We start from the raw sequence: 14,010 nt of genomic DNA, 5'->3' as shown, positions 1-14,010 counted from the left end.
GGCGGCCTGTAGTAACTTTAGACCTGGGGCTGTTAAAAATCAAACGCTTAAAGTCTGTTTGTTGCCGCTTGACTGGGCGACTAGGCTATTTTTGGCGGTGGAAACAGCCCGCAATAGCCGCGCCCCGGCGGGCATGTCTTCGAAATCCGGATTGGACTTTATGAATACCTCGAAAGCGGCGACGATTTCGGCGAGCGCCGCTTGCGCGCGGCCGTTGTTTTCGTCCGCCTCGGCCTGGCGGGCGACGAGCTCGGCGTAGTGTTTTAGGTGGATTCGCTGCAGGCCGGCCAACAGGTCGCGGCCGGCGTCTTCTCGTTCCCATTCGACCAGTCCGAGTAGCCAATCGACGGACACAGAGTAGGTCTCGGCGGCGGCTTTCAAGAATTTGATTGGTAGGGGATTGAGCCGACCGCTTTCGGCGTCGATCAGTGCTTGACCCGACGTTTCCAGCAAGGGCGCTGCATGCGTTTGCGTTAATTTTAGGAATTCTCGCGCCTCTTTGAGGCGTGCGCCGACCGCTTTTAAAGCCGCGATTTCAGTTTTGTTGGTGTAAATGATTTTGGGGTTGGTCATTATTGCCGGCGCGGGCTAGTTGGGTTGAGGGCGGCGGGCCGCCCATTCATGAGCCTAGTGAGTGACCTCGGGCATTGTTTCTAAATCGGTGGCAATGGGTTCATCGATTTCATCGGCAATCGGCTGAATGTGGAAGTTGTTTACGAGCCATTCGGCGACGGTTTCGAGGTCGGCTAGGTGGTTTTGGATTTGGTTTAGAAGATTTAGGTTGGTTTCCGGGCTGATGACCACGCCGCTTTCGTGTTCAAATTGGCTACGAACGATGTCGTGGAGAGCGTGGATGTCTTCGATTTTACCGATTATCGCGGAGTACAAATCGAGGTTGTTAAATTCCGACGGTTCGCCGCCAGAAGGGAGCAGGCGGTGCTGAAAATTAGGTAGTTGCATGGTTGTTCCTCGGGGTTGGTTAAAAAGCGGGTTCGGGCGGGACTGCGGTTTATCCCCTATTTTCGGCTATCAGGGCCATGATTTGCTCCATGGTCATTCCGGAAGCCGCCAAGATGGCGGCCGCATTATTTGCTTCTTGCGCTGAGGCGCGCTTTGGCCGCTTCGGCGGCGGTGCCGTTTTGGCCACCTTCTGAGCGGCTTTCGCTGTTTTGGTGATGGCCTCGATTTTTCGGGGGGTCAGCTTCTGCTTGGCCGCTAATTCGGAAGCCTCGCGTTGCGTCAGCGATACCGTTTTTTGTCGGCGTTTGAGTTCCTTGCTGGCGTTGTTGGCGCGGTCGGATTCAATCATCGCCGCAATTTTTTTCCAGATGAAAATCGAGGTATTGAGTTCGACCATGACCCGCAAGACGTGTTTGCATGCGATCCCGTTCAGTTGCGGGTTTTTGAGCTTTGGGAACCCATGCTCTGGCCGACCGGCATTGGCCTTCATGATGGTTGTGATGTACCGAAATACAAAAGTGTGATGGTCGCAGTCGCAGTCGAAAAGCAAATTACCTTTTGCAATTTCCTTTGCCGCCTGGAGCGGGGTGCCCGCCTTGGCAAGCCCATGATCGTAGTCGGTTAAAATAATGTGAACACTGTGTCGAGTTACCTTTGAGTCTGGCCCGGCATTGGTAAGGAATTTGATGTCCCCGTATTTCATTGTCACCGGCACTGCGAAATTAATCTGCTCCTTACTGCGTTTTTTGTCTTCGGGCATCGACAGGTTGATGACTTCATTGGCGGTGACGCCTTTCTCGACCCTGGATTCCAGGCGGGCGATGTTTTTGCTGAACTCGATCAGGTCTTGTTTTGTGATCTTGCGCATCTGGCCGTTGGCCAGTCCGAGGGTGGTCGTTAGAACCTTGGCCGATCTCCAATCCTTCCCGACGATCTGCTCGGGACGGAGGATGTTGTTGGCATTGTCGCGGCGATTCTGATCGAACTCGCGGAGGGCCTTGAGTTCTTTTTTTTGACCGGCGATGTCAAGCTTGGGCGGCTTCGTCATGGCTATTTAGTTTTGTAAATGGACTGCCAGTCTTTTCGGTCGATGGCGGCCAACGTCGCCAAGGTGATCTGCAAGGTCATTTCGACAAATCGCCCGGAACTGTCGATCGGCGCCGTCAATGGCTGGCTGATGGATTCAATGACCATCGGCGCGAAGGTGCGGCCTTTGTAGTGGAATGCGAGCAGGGTAGGCGATTTGGACGGAAGAACGGCCTCAATCCAATCTTTTGATCCCTTTACCGCGTCGATTGCGTTTGTAAGAAGGGTGCTGTCCTTAGCCAGCTCGATCGGCAGCGCCCACTGCATAAGCTGATCGACCGGGCTTTCGACTTCGGCCACAGGATCGCGCCACGCCCGGAAAAGAAGCGTCATGGGAATCTTGGCCGGTGGCATGCCGTTGAACACTTGGACCGAATTAAGCCTGGTGATGCCGGTGCGGCCTTCGAATTGCTGAAGCAGTCTGGTGGCTTTTGCGGTGGAATCGAGATCCTTATCGAATCCAAAGGCGTCGAATATCTGCTGCGCGACACCGGTTTGCATCAGGGCGAACAACGTTGGCGCCTTGGTCTCTGGGCCGGCTTGTTCGAAGGGCGATTGCCAATTGAGCGTTATTTCCAGATTAGCATCGTCCGTCACCGCCGCCTTAATGATGGTGTTAGAGTCCTTTTTCTTGTTGCCTTCGCGATCGACTTCCCAAAAGGACGCGATCAAATGCGGCGACAGCGCGCCCCAGTCCGACGTGAGCGTTTGGGACTCGGCCATTTTTATATTCCTCCGATGCCGCCGCTGGCTATGTGGGCTATTCGGCGATCTGATAAGTTTTGTCCAACATCCTGGGACGGCAGGTTGACGGTGAAGGCCGGCGCGGCCGGCGATCCAAGCGGCTCGATGACTTTTGGCGCTTCGGCGATTTGTGGAATCATCGGAATTTTAGGCATAGCCATCGATACGGGCGGAGCTACATCAATGGCGGCAAACTTTCTCGCATCGGAGATTCGCTCAGGCTGGACGCCGCCGCGCTTGCCAAGAGCTGAGATTTCGTAGGTTTGCTCAACTGCGGCCGTTTTGGCATTAATGCCGGACGCTGACTTGATGGCCTGGCCGGCTCGACGGTGGGAGTTTTTTAGTTCCCAGTCTACAAAGGCGATTTGCTCGTCGAACGAAGCATCGCTCAGATTTTTCCCAAAAACCCGCTCAAACGTTTTTTGCCTGTCGGGGTGCCACTGGGCGGCGCCGACGGCGGTGCCATTGTCGCCTTTCGCTCGAGTATCGAATCCGCTTTCTTGGCTGATGTTGGCGGCAATTGCGGCTGCATCTTCTTTCGACCAGCCTTTTTCCATCAGCAATTGCATGGCTCGCTCTGGACTTCCGATTTCACCGCCAGATTTAGAAAATCTGGCTGCCTTGCCGATCACCTTGCCGGCCGTTGTGTTTTTTGAGGCCCAATCCACGCCCTGCATGGCCGTGTCGACCAACGCCGCCGCCGCCTTCTTGGTAAAATCCCAAGCGCCACCGGCGTTAGCCTTGGTCCGATCCAACCACGCCGCGCCTTGCTGCTTGAGGTCGATGCCGGTATTGGCCTTGATGTAGTCGGCCAATCCGCCGATCTGCTCGCCGATAACTTGCGTTACCAGCCCCCCAATGTCTTTTACCTTTGCCCAAGCCTCATTGAAAGTCGTGGACATGGACGCAACCGCGCCATCCCATGCGCCCGCGATCTTGCCGGGAACATCGGCTTCGCGCAAATCGGCAACCCACCCGCCGAATTTGTCGCCGATAAGTTGGCCTGCTTGGTCGCCCAAGAATCCGCCGACGATGCCGCCGACGATAGTCCCGACCGGACCGAGCATTGAGCCGGCCAGAGCGCCGGCACCGACGCCGCCAAGGCTGCCAACCCAGCCGCCGACGGATGTTCCAGCCGCCTTATCTTTATCGCGCCGAGACAGGCTGCTGTCGTTTTCGCTGCTGAATATGTCGAATGCGGCGCCGCCGGCCGCCAGCAAGGCGCCGAGAACAGGGACGCGTTTGAGCATGCCGAATGCGCCGCGCCCGCCTTTGGCTAGCATTCCAAGCAGGCCACCGCCGATAGCGGTTTTGCCCAAGGTGCTGAGCATTGATCCGACAAACGGGAGCTTGTTTAACCACGACGAACCATTACTCTGCGTGCTGACGGATACGGGCTTTCTTTCGATCTTTTCAAGCGTTTCCTTCGCGGCCTTGTTGAAAACCGATTCCTCTTTCTGAAAAATCGCCAGCTTGGTAAAGATTTTTTTCAGCCACGGCGTTTGTTTGTCGCCCCTGAAAAATTCGAATCCTCGACGTAGCGGCTCAGCTACTTCGCGCGCCGCCTTCACGGCCGGGTCGGCGTCGTCGATGCCAGACGCGGCGGCGGTCAAACGGGATAACCGGTCACTGATCGACGCAATGGCCGAAGCCGTTGCCGATCGGTTGCCGGCCGATCCGCCTTCCGACGTAAATCGGCCTGCCGAGTCGCGACCTGGTATTGCCGCCGGTTGATTTGAAGATCTCTTGATCCTCTCGGCAATCGCCGCCTTCCCGGCCGCTTCCGCAATGGCGGCGGCACTCGTTCTGGTGGCGCTTGGCTCGGCCACGGCCACCTTGGCCGGCGATGCGCTGACAAATCGGCCGGCCGAGTCGCGGGCGGGGACGGCCGACGGCGCCGGCCGGCGGTGTTCGCGCCAGCGTCCGGCTATTGCCTGGCGAATCGCTGAGACATCATCGCGAATTCGACTGATGTCAGTCGGCATGCGCCCCAGATCAATCGGCTCGCCAACGAGGAATCCTCGGCTGTCGCTTTCTAATGACATTACGGATACACCACGGCGGTTCCGGACAAAAGGTCCACATCGTAAAGCCCTGGTGACGGGTAGGGGCCACTGTAGATGAATGAGTTGAGTTTATTCGCTTCGGTTTGGCCCGCTGCGATTGTTGTTTGATCGGTGATGTGCGTTGGCGCCGGGTACAGAGTTGCGAATTCGGCGGCGGTCAGCGGCCGTTCGGGTTTGGCGAGCTGGCGGTTGTAGGCCGAGGTTTTTAGGCCTTTTTGGACATTTAACATGTCGATGTCATTTTCAAGACGATCTCTGACCCAGATATTTGTCCCCGAGAGGCTCGCTATTTGCGCCTGCTTGGAGGCGATTTCGGCGTCCTCGGCGGCGAATTCAATTGAGCCGGGCGGGCTTGGAAATAGGGCCAGGAACTCGCTCGGCCGCATGTTCTCGCGTAGCGCGGCTTGCCGGTGGCGGTCGTGCTCCGCGTTTCGTTGCTCGATTGCCAGGCTGGCGGCACGGAATGTTTGGCCTAGTGCGGTCATTCGGGTTTTGGCAGCCAAGAGCGTGGCTGCCGTGACGTTTTGCATGTTCATCTTTGCTGTCCTTGCAATTACGCCGCTTCGGCCGGATGTTCGGCGGCGACTTCGATGGTGGTTCCGACTAACAAATCGGGGGCGAAACGGGGCGCGTCGGCCAAAAATGCTTCAACCTTGATTTTTTCCGCACCTAAGTCGGCGATTTTCTGCTGGAAGGCCTCGATCGCCGGCGTGGGATCATCCAGAATTTCATCGATTTCGACCTGGTTGAAGCCCTGCTTCTTAAGCTCAGTCGTTTTTTCGAGGTGGGTCTGCTCGGCGTGGCGCTTGTGCGCTTGCGCCGCTTCAATGTCGGAGCCGATCCGGAATAGGCGGCTTGATGCGAGGTTGATTAAATCTTGGTCCCGGTTCAAGTACTGGCTGTTCGCCTGGTCGATCACTGCTTGCGCCGACGAGTCGATTTTTCCGATGATTTCGGCGGCGGCCGCTACGGTTTTTGCGTCTTTATCGTTGAGGCCAAGGGCTGCGCCGTCGATTTTTGCCAATGCTTCGGCGGCCGGGCCGACGGCGGATTTAATTGTTTGAGCTTTGAAAAACTCTACCTTCGATATTTTTGGCATTTTCACTCCAGTTTTGGTGGAAATTTGAGGTTATGGCGTAGGTTACATGGTGGTTTTCGCCAATTCGCCTGCCTTTTCCGGTTTATTTGCCGCTTTCGGCTTCGGCCGATGCGGGCAACAATTTCCGCATTTCCCCACCGGTTGCGTAATCGATCAAAAGTTGCAACATCCAAAAGAATTGGCTTTTTTCGCTTTCATCCGCGAATTTGATGTCACCTGCGTCGATCGCGGCGACGTAGTGCGAGGAAATGACTGTGAAGGCGTTGCGAAGGTATTCCGGGTCGGTTGCGTCCTCTTCGGGCTGGCTATTGATTTTGCGCCGGATCAGCTCAAGCAGCGTTGGCGACTGGTCGGTGGCAAGTTTTTCAAGTCGTGGCAAAAATAGATTGGCTGGCATTTTTGGTTTCCGGGGTGGTTAAAAAATTGTTCGACGGTTGGATTAAGCGGCGTCGGCGTATCGATCCGCGAGGTTTGTCCACTGCATGGTTTGGGGCAGGTAGCAACAGCGCACGGTGGCCACTTCTCCATGCCGGTTTTTATCGATGATTATTTCGGCTGGCGCGAGGTCGTCGTCGTCGCGATGGAGAAGTAAGATTTGATCGGCTTCTTGCTCGATCACACCGGAATCCCTGAGCTCGGCCATGTTCGGCCGTTTGTCGGAGCGCTTGGTCGACTCACGGTTAAGCTGGGCTAGCGCCATAACGGGGATGTTGATTTGGCGGGCAATGTTTTTCAGGCCAATGGCGATTTCGCCGACATCGACGGTCCGGTTGCCGCTTGTTTTGATCGGCTTAATGCGCGTTATGTAATCGACGATAATGATGTCGATCCCGCCGTCGATGGCCCAAGCTTTAGCCCGCAGGGCTATGTCCGCGATAGTGACGTCCGGATTGTCGAATATTCTGACATCGAGGTGTGCGATGCGGTTAATCGCCGCAGTGATGTTGGGCCAATCGGAGTCCTGCAGATTGGCGTCTCGCAGAGCGGTGCCGGCGATTCCGCTATTGGCCGATGTTGCCCTCAGCATGAGCTGGCACACCCCCATTTCTGTCGATATAAATCCGACTCGCTTGCCCGTCTTGGCTAGGTTGAGAAGGACTGACATCCCAAAGGCCGTTTTCCCGACGGCTGGCCTGGCGCCGACTACGACCAGATCGGTTGGATGCATGCCACCGAGCACGCGATCAAGTGCCGTGATGCCTGTTTTGAGCCCTAGGCCGCCCGACTCGCGAGATTCGAATGCCTCTTCAAGGCCATCAACGAACTGGCCTAGGGCCTGCTTGATTGTGTGGTTGTAGTTGCGCGACTCCGTTGCGACTGCGGCCAATGTGGACTGCATCATTCGGCCGAGCACTTCGTCTAGGTCGGCGCCAGCCTGGAGCTGGGCGAGTGAATTGGACAGGACTTGCTGTACGTGCGCGGCCTGGTAGATCGACCGCAACCCAGCCAAGTATTTGGGCAGGTTTTCGGCGGCAGCGTGGGTACCGTTTCGGATTTGGTTGAGTTCCTCGAGCATTCCAGGCCGTTTGATGTGCTCAGAGAGAGTTAGCATATCTGGCTCGTTGCCGGCGGCGGCGATGGCTTTGGCGGCGGCGATGACCGGCCGCCATTTTGAGAACCATCGCTCGTCAATTTCGTGGCCGGCCAGCGCTGTTGGGCGGTTGAGAAGGATATGAACAACCGCTTCCTCGTACTTCGTTTGTTTAGTCTGGCTCATTGGTAAATTTTCCGGCGCGATTTGGGCAGAGGTTCGGGGGCGGTGGTTGCGTATTTGACGAATTCGGGTAGGTTCGGTGGGAACCGGTTTCCAGAGTCGATACAGGCCTGGATGGCCGATTCGATCTGGATTGGTGAAAGGCGATCCAATTGCTTGGCCCATTCGATTTCCGCCGCGTTGAACTCTTCATCGCTTTTGAAACTTTCAATCCACAAGTTTCGGTAGATCGCTCCAAGTCTCGAGAAGAGGATGCTGACTTGCTCCAGGGCCTGAGCCGTTGGGGCTATCGCCGAGAGCGGGTGCTGGATATAACTTGGATCGAATGTCGAATGATTTTGATTTTGGGGCATGTTTGCGTCCTCCGGGTTGGGCGGGGTCGGTTGGGATGGTAAAGGGTTCTTTGAAGTGCAAGCCGGGACCGAAGAACGTTGCGGCTTGCTTGACGAACTCGGTTCCTGTCTTCGCGTTAGAGTCACACCAAGCGGCGTAGCGGATTACTCCTTGGATCAACTCCTGGGGGTCGATTCCGGACTTGATCCGCGCTGCAAAGGCCTTTCGTGCGTTCGTTTCGGAATTGCCGCCCGAGCGAGAGGGATAGTGCGACCAAGCGATCTGGAAATGCTTTTCGGTTTCGGATTTCGCTTTCTCCTCCGGATGAGGTTTTTCGAATAACCCGTCGGGAAAAATATTATCTGTATCTGTATCTGTATCTGTATCTGTATCTGTATCTGGTGGCGTTACTGTAACGTTACAGGCCTGTTTCTTTCTTTCTCTATGCCTCGCAACCCGCGCCGCGCTTGAGTCTGACACATATTGGCGCTTATCCCAGTTAGTAGGTGAGTTATCGCTACAGATAAGGTTTTTGGAAAGCAAAGTGGCTTTCGTTTTTTTCCATTCTGCAATGGTAATGCGAAGCTGAAACGACACCTCATCGTCGTGTAACGTTACATTTCCGTTACAGCAGCGCAGGCACAAAATCATGATGAATCGCCGCTGATCCGCCTCCGAAAGCATCTGGATTTTTGGGTCAGTGGCGAATTCGTGGTATAGCCGTAACCATGGATTAGACATTTTCGCCCTATTTTTTGCGGTGTTGCTGCTGCGGAGGAACTGATCCCGCCGCCTGGCTCATTGCCGTCCTAAACTCGGCCTGGCTGGCCGCGAGCTTGCCATAGGCCGCGCACTGCGCGCATATATGGTGCTCGCCGCGCATCAACGGCGTCCCGCAACAACGGCAGGCAATTATTAATCTCCGAAACAAATATTTTGTGCTCATTATTCAACCCAGTCGGCCATTCCGCCTAACAACTTTCTCGAAATTAATTAACGTAGATTGTTGACGCATTTCCCGATTCAATTGCCGTCGAGTCGAAGTCTTTTTTCTAAAAACTGGGAAATTGCGTCTTTATCTGCGCCTAATTCATTGCAAGCCTTAATTCACAAGGCTTTGCAACGCATTTAATATGCGATCAGGTATCTTTATTCGAAACGATGCACTCGGCCAAAACGCGTGTGTTAACAAATAGCGTTTTTCCGACTTTATGGAATGCCCTGGACAAACCATTGTTTTTGCGCTGCACAACAGCCCACCGCCAGGATTTTTCGCTATAAAGATGAGGGAATTTTTTGGGGACATCGCCGGACGGGATAATATCATCCAGCGTTACATTGACTTGCCCGGCGGTTGCCGTGGCTGCGGATATATCTGTTGCGGTTCTCATGCTCTCACTCTCCATTTAGTTAGTTTGGGTGTGTGAGGCTATGGTATTGATGCAAAACAACTAATTCATCAAACAAACTGCATAGTTACCGGTATGGTTGCAGTTTTACCGGTAAAACTGTAATTTGTTAGCTTATTTGTTTGGGTACGGAAGGTGTGTTCGCAAAGTTTTATCTGTTGGCATTATCTTAAATCCGCTGTCTTTAATACCAATCCTTGGCTTCAATATGAGCTTGCGTGCTTCTTCAACCTTTGACTCTGGATTTATATTCATGTAATCATAAAAGTCTTTCTTAACAGGCGTCCATTTATCACTCGTTCCCTCTGATTTTGCTTTTGGACCGCTTTTATATCTTTTAAGCTCTTCTTTAATTTGTTTTATTATTTCATCTTTTTTTCGCAAATCACCTGCATCAATATCGTCCTTTAATTTATTAACCTCATAAAACTCTTCGCTTTTTACAAATTGAATTAAAGAGTAAATAACACCAGGATTTATATAGAAATATTGAGCAAGACTCTCATTTTCTATGTAATCTATATATTTAATGTGATTGACGGCATTTATATTGCTGTAATATAAAGCTAAGGCCGTTATATCAGTTTTATAGCTATATCCATTACGATAGCGACCTGAATCAAAGCTATCAATAAACTCATCTTTATTATCTTCTGTTAAATCCACGGCTTCCAAAATGTCTTTTGGTGCAAAACGAAGCAGCAAATCTGAAATATCTTCGCCTGTTGGTTCTCGGTAAGGTCCCATGGCCTGAATCACTCCATTCAAGTGCATTGTCATTAAGGTGGATAGCCAGCCAAGCGATTAATGACTCCGCCTGTCCCCCGTCGGGTAAGGCTGGCTAATTCGGATATTCGTTATGCCGCGCGCGGCCGCTGAATCGGCGTGACATTGGGCTTGGGCTTTTGCCGGGCCTGCCACAAATCGTATTCGGCCTGCATGCGTACCCAGGTATCGGCGGTCGGGCCGTTCATCCAGGCTTCCAGCCGGATCGCCATATCGGCACTAATGGCCGCCCGGCCATTGACGACGCGGGACAAGGCGACACGGGAAACGCCAAGCTGTGCGGCGGCTTCGGTGACGCCGATACCCAGTTCGGGTAACACGTCCTCTTTCAAAATGCTGCCGGGGTGTGGGGGATTGAACATCGTCATCATCGATTCCTGTTAAATATGCTCATTTAGCCGCCAGTGCCCGCTTAACCATGTTTTCAACGGCTGGGGTTAAGTTGATCGGCAGTAATTGGGTATTGGGATGGGCGTTGCCGAACACCCGGAAGACTTCGTCGGCAAACGCTTGGCCGATTTCCTCGACGCCGGCAAAATCCAATACCACGGTCTGAAAGCGCTCGAAGCGCATGGTCAAACGCTTGGCTTGCGATCGGGAAACCAGCTTTTCGCCTTCATGCTGAGCCAGGCGAACCGGCACAATGGTCTTGGCGAAGGTATATTCCTCCGGCGCGGCAAACTGGTCGAAGACGTCTTGCAAGATACGCGGGCTATCGTTGGCCAGGCGCATCAATACCAACGTGCCCGGCGCATTGGCGGGACGTTCCAGCAGAATATCGGCGCCCCATTCGTCGTGCATGAAATGCAACAGGCCGGAACGAATGTCGAAGGCGTCCATTACCTTGGACGAAAAGAAAATGCCTTCGCCGGTATGGTTGGCGGGGTCGGTGGTCAGCTTGCCCTTGGCTAGTTCCAGGATCGCCTCACGCGGATCGTACAAATTCATCGCCCGCTGAATTTTCAGAAAGATTCCTTCTCCTTCATCGGCGATGTAAATGGTGGTGTTGAGTGCATCGCGCACCAATTCCACGGCGACGTTTTCGGAGCCGGAATGGTCGATGGCATTGTTCACCATCTCGGTGACGGCATAATGCCAGATGTCGCGGACATTGCCGGGCAAGTCGTTTAGCAACGGCGAAATTGATTCGGCCCAGACAATATCCTCGCGTAAGCCGGCTCGGGGATAGACGCGCTGCACTTGCGCCATCGTTGCCAGTTGGTAACGCACGCCACGGCCCACACCGGATGAGGTGATGACACCTTCTTTTTTCAGCTTTGTCAGCCAAGCGCTTGCAGCTTGGCGGGAAACGCCGTGTTCAACGGCAAGACGACTGGCGACATTGCTGCCGTCTTCGGCAATCGTTATTAAGATGGAGTGGCGTAGGTCAGTGCTCATAGGGACTAAACGTAAAGTGATTTTAAAATAATTGTAAAGCCACAATATGCTAAACGTAAAGCGCCGATTGATTTGATTATTCGCGTCATGAATTGAGAGGCCGGCCAGTTCAATCAAAAACTAGCCGGCTGTTAGCCTTTACAGGTTGAACGCTTGCGCCAGTTCGTTGACGATCTGCCGCTTCTGGTCGCGGCCTTGGTGGATATAGCGCATGGTGGTTTGAATGCTCTTGTGGCCAGCTAGCTTGGCTATTTGATTGATTTCCTTGCCTTGGTCGGACAGCGCCGAGCAGAAGCCATGCCGTAGGCAGTGGAAGGTAAAGCGTTCGATCTTGACGGTGCCGTCCGCATTCAAAATATCCTTGCCGGAGATATTTGAGGCTTTCAAGGCAGCGCGCCAGGCCGCGCGGAAGTCCATCGGTTGCTCGGGAAGCTCGAACGACGGGAAGATCAAGCCTGTGCCGATTTCCTGATGGCGTTTCAGCTCGGTAATCACCACGGGCGCAAGGTAAAGCTCCCGGCTCGTACCGTTTTTGGTATCGCCGAGAAAGGCGGTGCCTTCTTTGAAATTAATGTCGCTCCAACGCAGATTCATCAATTCGCCTTTGCGGGCGCCGGTGGTCATTGCCATGACCACCAGCAGATACAACTTGTCCCAATGGGACGCTTGACAGGCTTTAATCAAGCGTTGGCGTTCCTGGTCCGATAATACCCGATCCCGGCGCTGGGTGTCGTCGTCGACCACGACGCTTCGCACCAGGTTTTCATCGACGTAGCCGCGACTCAAGGCAAACTTATAGACACTGGAAAGTACGGCTTTTTTGCGGTTTATCGTGGTCGTTCGCTCGCCTGCATCGATCATGTCGTCAACGTGTTCTCGCAAGTCGAAGATGTCGATGTCGGTCATGATGCGATCGCCGAAAACCCTGCACCAGTAATCAACCCGTTGCATCTGGCCTTTGTAGTCCTTTTTATTCCACCGCGACAGGTATTCGTCGCAGACTTCGCGGAACGTCTTGTAACGGATGCGCTTGCCGGCCTTGATAAATAGTTCGGCGCCTCCCATGCGCTCGATTTCTTGCGGCGACAATTGCAACAACTCCTTCTTGGATAACGCATTGATGGCTTCCAGCTTCGAGGAGTTACGAATCGCGAATAGATCAATACCAAGGTGAGCAAAAAGCGTAGCGCCGCCCATCCGCTCGACATCCGATTCGCTCAAGGCCGCCAATTGGCTCAGGTCCAATAATGGAATGGCCTTGATGTTGTTTTCGATGTCATCAGCCCAGGCCTGCGCGAGTTTTTCGGAGGTAAAGGTTTTGTTTTTAACGATACCTTTCATGCGGACATCCGCGCGAAACTTACCGTTCGATAGTGGTCGAATGTAAGCCATGATTACGCCTCCGCGCCCGCTGCGGCGGAATCTTCATCGAATAGAACCTCCAGGATTTCTTGACGATGGCGAACGCCATTAAAGCGGAAGCGACTCTGAACGATGTTGCAGTCCGGGTAATCTGGTAGCAATTCAAGCTGATAGCGGCGTGCGTCGGCCTCGGTCGTGAAGTAGCGATCGGCAATTGAAACCGACTGGCCTTGCTCGGCATCAAAAGCCACCACGCTGAAAGCCGAGACATGATTGATCTCCGACTGATTAGTCGCGCTAAACTCGAAGCCCCCGGACTCGTCCTGCACGACTTGGCATTCTGGGTAATACGGCAAGCTGAGGTATCGCCAGGCTTCGGCCTGTTCTAGGGATTGGAACCGCGGACCGATCAGATGATAATGGAGTGGGTGACCATCGCCACCCTGAACGACAAAAAATGTTCCTCGGGTCGCGCCGATCACTTCGCTGAGTAACTCCTGTCGAGCTTTGGAAAGCTCCGAGGGAAAAAAACGAATTTCGCGGTGAAGAAACAGTTGATCGGCGTCGAGATGCCTGGCAGATTGCTCGGCATGTTGCCTTACGGCGTAGCGCTCGCCAAGAATTTTGTTTTCCGTGCCTACGGCAAATACTTCGACAGCATACGGCCCGGATTCCGCGCACGCGGAAAGCTTATCGGGGCTCTTTGAACGAATAGGGATTAGCAACGACTGCTCAGAAGGACGGTTGTCCGTTGAGCTTGGGAGGGATTGATTTAACTGGTTCATTACGCCACCTCATTGAGCAAATAATGCAGAGTGCGCCTAAATTTGCGCCTTGCTGCGGTTATGTTGCTTCAACTCGACGGCAATCCAGTTGACTTTGTCTTTCCAGTTCAAAGACTTAAAGATGGTGGGTCGTGTGCGATTCGAACGCACGACCATCGCATTAAAAGTGCGGTGCTCTACCGGCTGAGCTAACGACCCCAATCAATTCGATCATTATATCGGTTTTTTTTTTCTTTGCAAGCTTTTACTGTGAAACCTTGGAAACGGT

Annotated in this window: 16 protein-coding genes and 1 tRNA gene; 1 reads left to right on the top strand and 16 read right to left on the bottom strand. The window is 53.7% G+C overall.

Translation table 11 applies throughout. From position 1 onward, the window contains the following. Nucleotides 1-39: 39 nt before the first annotated feature. The 7 genes from ACQE3E_RS17425 to ACQE3E_RS17395 form a co-directional block, all read right to left on the bottom strand. The gene (locus ACQE3E_RS17425) at nt 40-573 is read right to left on the bottom strand and encodes a helix-turn-helix transcriptional regulator (RefSeq protein WP_313729603.1); all 534 of its coding nucleotides are present in this window, start codon (nt 571-573) and stop codon (nt 40-42) included. Between the two features lie 54 nt (nt 574-627). Further along, nucleotides 628-960 (bottom strand): hypothetical protein, encoded by a 333-nt coding sequence (locus tag ACQE3E_RS17420; RefSeq protein ID WP_313729604.1) that lies wholly within the window; start codon nt 958-960, stop codon nt 628-630. A gap of 49 nt (nt 961-1,009) precedes the next feature. Then, nucleotides 1,010-2,008, bottom strand: a complete 999-nt coding sequence (locus ACQE3E_RS17415; protein ID WP_313729605.1) for a hypothetical protein — start codon at nt 2,006-2,008, stop codon at nt 1,010-1,012. A 2-nt stretch (nt 2,009-2,010) separates the two neighbouring features. Beyond that, a complete protein-coding gene (locus tag ACQE3E_RS17410) occupies nt 2,011-2,769 on the bottom strand; it encodes a hypothetical protein (RefSeq protein ID WP_313729606.1) in 759 nt (252 codons plus the stop codon). Between the two features lie 2 nt (nt 2,770-2,771). Beyond that, on the bottom strand, nt 2,772-4,619 hold the full coding sequence (locus tag ACQE3E_RS17405) for a phage tail tip lysozyme (protein ID WP_313729607.1): 1,848 nt from the start codon (nt 4,617-4,619) through the stop codon (nt 2,772-2,774). Between the two features lie 215 nt (nt 4,620-4,834). Then, nucleotides 4,835-5,392 carry a hypothetical protein gene (locus tag ACQE3E_RS17400; RefSeq protein ID WP_313729608.1) on the bottom strand — a complete coding sequence of 186 codons (558 nt, stop codon included), beginning with the start codon at nt 5,390-5,392 and terminating at the stop codon, nt 4,835-4,837. A 17-nt stretch (nt 5,393-5,409) separates the two neighbouring features. Continuing rightward, nucleotides 5,410-5,955 (bottom strand): hypothetical protein, encoded by a 546-nt coding sequence (locus tag ACQE3E_RS17395; protein WP_313729609.1) that lies wholly within the window; start codon nt 5,953-5,955, stop codon nt 5,410-5,412. A 46-nt stretch (nt 5,956-6,001) separates the two neighbouring features. Between ACQE3E_RS17395 and ACQE3E_RS17390 the strand changes: the two genes are divergently transcribed. Then, the gene (locus ACQE3E_RS17390; RefSeq protein WP_313729610.1) at nt 6,002-6,340 is read left to right on the top strand and encodes a hypothetical protein; all 339 of its coding nucleotides are present in this window, start codon (nt 6,002-6,004) and stop codon (nt 6,338-6,340) included. A 54-nt stretch (nt 6,341-6,394) separates the two neighbouring features. On the opposite strand, the gene ACQE3E_RS17385 is transcribed toward ACQE3E_RS17390, so the two are convergent. From ACQE3E_RS17385 to ACQE3E_RS17345, 9 genes are all read right to left on the bottom strand, one after another. Further along, a complete protein-coding gene (locus ACQE3E_RS17385; RefSeq protein WP_313729611.1) occupies nt 6,395-7,672 on the bottom strand; it encodes a replicative DNA helicase in 1,278 nt (425 codons plus the stop codon). Between the two features lie 204 nt (nt 7,673-7,876). Further along, complete coding sequence (locus tag ACQE3E_RS17380) at nt 7,877-8,653, bottom strand: hypothetical protein (protein ID WP_427500867.1); 777 nt, start codon at nt 8,651-8,653, stop codon at nt 7,877-7,879. Nucleotides 8,654-9,141: 488 nt separating this feature from the next. Further along, nucleotides 9,142-9,393, bottom strand: coding sequence for a hypothetical protein (locus ACQE3E_RS17375; protein WP_313729613.1), 252 nt, complete (start codon nt 9,391-9,393; stop codon nt 9,142-9,144). 132 nt (nt 9,394-9,525) lie between these two features. Next, nucleotides 9,526-10,179, bottom strand: coding sequence for a hypothetical protein (locus ACQE3E_RS17370; protein ID WP_313729614.1), 654 nt, complete (start codon nt 10,177-10,179; stop codon nt 9,526-9,528). 89 nt (nt 10,180-10,268) lie between these two features. Beyond that, nucleotides 10,269-10,559 (bottom strand): HigA family addiction module antitoxin, encoded by a 291-nt coding sequence (locus ACQE3E_RS17365; protein WP_313729615.1) that lies wholly within the window; start codon nt 10,557-10,559, stop codon nt 10,269-10,271. Between the two features lie 28 nt (nt 10,560-10,587). Beyond that, nucleotides 10,588-11,595 (bottom strand): STAS-like domain-containing protein, encoded by a 1,008-nt coding sequence (locus ACQE3E_RS17360; RefSeq protein WP_313729616.1) that lies wholly within the window; start codon nt 11,593-11,595, stop codon nt 10,588-10,590. 138 nt (nt 11,596-11,733) lie between these two features. Further along, nucleotides 11,734-12,987: a tyrosine-type recombinase/integrase gene (locus ACQE3E_RS17355; protein ID WP_313729617.1), complete on the bottom strand. Its 1,254-nt coding sequence runs from the start codon at nt 12,985-12,987 to the stop codon at nt 11,734-11,736. 2 nt (nt 12,988-12,989) lie between these two features. Further along, nucleotides 12,990-13,742: a hypothetical protein gene (locus tag ACQE3E_RS17350; RefSeq protein WP_313729618.1), complete on the bottom strand. Its 753-nt coding sequence runs from the start codon at nt 13,740-13,742 to the stop codon at nt 12,990-12,992. A gap of 122 nt (nt 13,743-13,864) precedes the next feature. Then, nucleotides 13,865-13,940 (bottom strand) — tRNA-Lys (locus tag ACQE3E_RS17345). Between the last annotated feature and the right edge of the window lie 70 nt (nt 13,941-14,010).

Source organism: Methylomonas sp. MED-D, assembly GCF_050276835.1.
GTDB lineage: Bacteria > Pseudomonadota > Gammaproteobacteria > Methylococcales > Methylomonadaceae > Methylomonas > Methylomonas koyamae_A.
The sequence above is the reverse complement of the archived record's forward strand: the minus strand, read 5'-3'. Positions and strand labels throughout refer to the sequence as shown.